Genomic DNA, 2,942 nt, shown 5'->3' with positions numbered 1-2,942 from the left:
GATCTTGGTCGAGCCGGACAGATAGACGCCCATCGCCAGAACGGCGCCCTCGCGCACGATGACGCCCTCGGCGACCTCGGCGCGGGCGCCGATGAAGCAGCCGTCCTCAATGATCGTCGGGTTCGCCTGCAGCGGCTCCAGCACCCCGCCGATGCCGGCGCCGCCGGACAGGTGCACGTTCTTGCCGATCTGTGCGCAGGAGCCGACCGTGGCCCAGGCGTCGACCATCGACCCCTCGTCGACGTAGGCCCCGATGTTCACGAAGCTGGGCATCAGCACGACGTTGCGCCCGATGAAGGCGCCGCGCCGCACGATCGAACCCGGGACCGAGCGGAAGCCCGCTTCCTGATAGTGATTAGCGCTCCAGTCGCCGAACTTGTTCGGGACCTTGTCCCACCAGGGGCCGACGCCCGGCGCGTGGCTGGCCGGCCCGCGGTCGCCGCCCCGGACCAGTTCGTTGTCGTTCAGGCGGAACGACAGCAGCACCGCCTTCTTCAGCCACTGGTGCGTGGTCCAGACGCCGTCCGCGGCGCGCGAGGCCACCCGCGCCTGGCCCGAATCAAGAAGCTCCAGCGCCAATTCGACGGCGTGGCGCCCCTCGCCGCCCGTCCGGGGCGAGATCGCCGCCCGATCCTCCCAAGCGGCCTCAATCGCGGCTTCGAGGGCGACGAGATCGGTCATCAGGCGTCTCCGGGCAGGCGGGCGGTGGCGAGGAAGGGGCCGAGGGCGGCCGCGCGGTGGTCGGCGAACGGCGCGTCGGCCTCGAAGGCGTGCGGCCCGACCAGCACCGTGGTCATGCCCAGTTCGTGCGCCGGCCGCAGATTGCGCACCGTGTCCTCGAAGAAGGCGGCCGAGGCCGGATCGACGCCGAAGCGTTCCGCCATGCGAGCGAAGGTGCGGGGGTCGGGCTTGGGGATCAGGTCGGCGTCCTCGAGTGAGAACAGGCCGTCGAACAGATCCGCCAGCTCCAGCTTTTCCACGACGCGCCGCGCATGGGCCGTGGAGCCGTTGGTGAAGACGACGCGCGGCCCCTGCAGCCGCTCAAGCGCGGCCCTCAGTCCAGGGTCGGGCGTCAGGAGGTCGAGCGGCACGTCGTGCACCTCGTGCAGGAAGTCGGCCGGATCGATCCTGTGGTGCGCCATCAGGCCCGCCAGAGAAGTGCCGTAGTCGCGCAGATAGCTCTTCTGCACCGCCAGCGCCTCGTCCGCCGGCAGGCCCGAGGTACGCACGACGTAGTCGTTGATGCGCTGCTGGATCAGCCCCATGAACTGGCTCTCGGGCGGATACAGGGTGTCGTCGAGATCGAAGATCCAACTGCGGACATGGCGCAGGTCGGCGCCGAGTTCCGTCGCCGGCGTGCGCTCCGCGCTCATTCCGCCTGCACCAGCGTGCCGGCGCCATGCTCCGTGAACAGCTCGACCAGCATGGCGTGCGGGCGCCGCCCGTCGAGGATGACTACGGCCTCGACGCCGTCCCGCACGGCGGCGATGGCGGTCTCCAGCTTGGGGATCATCCCGCCGGTGGCGGTTCCATCCTCGATCAGCCGGGCCGCCTCGGCGACGTTCATCTGGCGGATGATCTCCCCGTCGGCGCCCTTCACCCCCGCCACATCGGTCAGCAACAACATCCGCTTGGCCTTCAGCGACCCGGCGAGGGCGCCCGCCACCGTGTCGGCGTTGACGTTGAAGGTCTGACCGTCGGCCGTCACGCCGATCGGCGCGATAACCGGGACCCAGTCGGCGTCCGACTCCAGCAGACGCACGATCAGCTTCGGGTCAACGCGCGTCGGCTCGCCCACGAGGCCCAGATCGATTTCGTGCTCGATCATGCTGTCGGGATCGCGGCGCGTCCGGCGGGTCTTCTCGACCGTCAGCAGGCCGGCGTCCTTGCCCGACAGACCGACGCCGCGCACGTCCGCCTCCTGGCCCGCCATGGTGATCCAGTGGGCGATTTCCTTGTTCACCGCCCCCGACAGGACCATCTCGGCCACCTGCATGGTGTCGGCGTCGGTGACCCTCAGGCCGTCCACGAAGGAGGACTTCACTCCGGCCTTGTCCAGCATAGCGCTGATCTGCGGCCCCCCGCCGTGCACCACGACCGGATTGACGCCCATCAGCTTCAGCAGCACCACGTCGGCCGCGAACTGCCGGGCCACGGCGCTCTCGCCCATGGCGTGGCCGCCGTATTTGATGACCACCGTCTCGCGGTCGTAGATCTGGATATAGGGGAGGGCCTCGGCGAGCGTCTTCGCCGTGTCCCAGCCGCGCCCGTCGGATTGCCGTTCGATCTCGTCCATGATGAGCGGGTCCGTAGCGCCAAGGCCCCGCCCTGTCATCCCGAAAGCAGGCGGATGAAACCGCGGCGCCCCCGGCCCGTTCCGCTCGTCATGAACCCGACCGACATAGACGACCGCGGAATGACGCCCGAAGATCCCGCCGATCCGGCCTCGGTTCAGAGGCCTGACGCGGCGACGTGCCCGGAATGCCGGGGGATGGGGGCCACGCCGACCGGCGAGGCCTGTCCGGTCTGTGATGGGACGGGAAGGGCGAACAGCCGCACAGGCGGCGGCTAGAGCCCTTGCGAGACGTCGTTCCGGACGGAACATTCGCCTTGTAGCTATATGGCCACGCTTCCTGGATATCGGCGTATCTGTCTCGACCTGCGCCAGCGGGGCTGTTAAGAGGGCGCAGCGGCGGCTCGAACGCCGTCACAAAATTCATTTGGGCTGCGGAGGGCATCCACCCATGCGCGTAAAGACTTTCATCATGGCCACCAGCGCGGCGGGGGCTCTGGCCCTCTCGGCCGGCGCTGCGGCGGCTGAGCCGAACGGCTGGTATGGCGCGATCGACGCGGGCTACCACACTCTGGGCGACGTGGAGACGCGTTCGCAGACGACCGGAGCGGCGTTCAACATCGGCACTGAGGCCGACTGGGCCGCGTTC

The 2,942-nt window shown here is 69.2% G+C and carries 3 protein-coding genes and 1 pseudogene; 1 reads left to right on the top strand and 3 read right to left on the bottom strand.

Translation table 11 applies throughout. From position 1 onward, the window contains the following. From VGB60_RS05025 to argB, 3 genes are all read right to left on the bottom strand, one after another. Nucleotides 1-681, bottom strand: a 681-nt coding sequence (locus tag VGB60_RS05025; RefSeq protein ID WP_331037173.1) for a 2,3,4,5-tetrahydropyridine-2,6-dicarboxylate N-succinyltransferase, incomplete at its 3' end; no start/stop codon positions are given. Continuing rightward, nucleotides 681-1,373, bottom strand: coding sequence for a pyrimidine 5'-nucleotidase (locus tag VGB60_RS05020; protein WP_331037172.1), 693 nt, complete (start codon nt 1,371-1,373; stop codon nt 681-683). The genes VGB60_RS05025 and VGB60_RS05020, both read right to left, overlap by 1 nt. Further along, nucleotides 1,370-2,296 carry an acetylglutamate kinase gene (argB, locus tag VGB60_RS05015; RefSeq protein WP_331037171.1) on the bottom strand — a complete coding sequence of 309 codons (927 nt, stop codon included), beginning with the start codon at nt 2,294-2,296 and terminating at the stop codon, nt 1,370-1,372. The genes VGB60_RS05020 and argB overlap by 4 nt, the downstream gene beginning before the upstream one ends. Nucleotides 2,297-2,744: 448 nt before the next feature. Here argB and VGB60_RS05010 point away from each other — a divergent pair. Further along, a pseudogene (locus VGB60_RS05010) lies at nt 2,745-2,942 on the top strand (cell envelope biogenesis protein OmpA); the annotation flags it as partial.

The sequence above is a fragment of the Brevundimonas sp. genome (assembly GCF_036399195.1).
GTDB lineage: Bacteria > Pseudomonadota > Alphaproteobacteria > Caulobacterales > Caulobacteraceae > Brevundimonas.
This window is presented reverse-complemented; position numbering and strand designations above follow the sequence as displayed.

What these genes read in the sequence shown, in the direction of transcription:
- VGB60_RS05020 (WP_331037172.1), bottom strand. Translation starts at nt 1,373, where the DNA reads ATGAGCGCGGAGCGCACGCCGGCGACGGAACTCGGCGCCGACCTGCGC.
- argB (WP_331037171.1), bottom strand. Translation starts at nt 2,296, where the DNA reads ATGGACGAGATCGAACGGCAATCCGACGGGCGCGGCTGGGACACGGCG.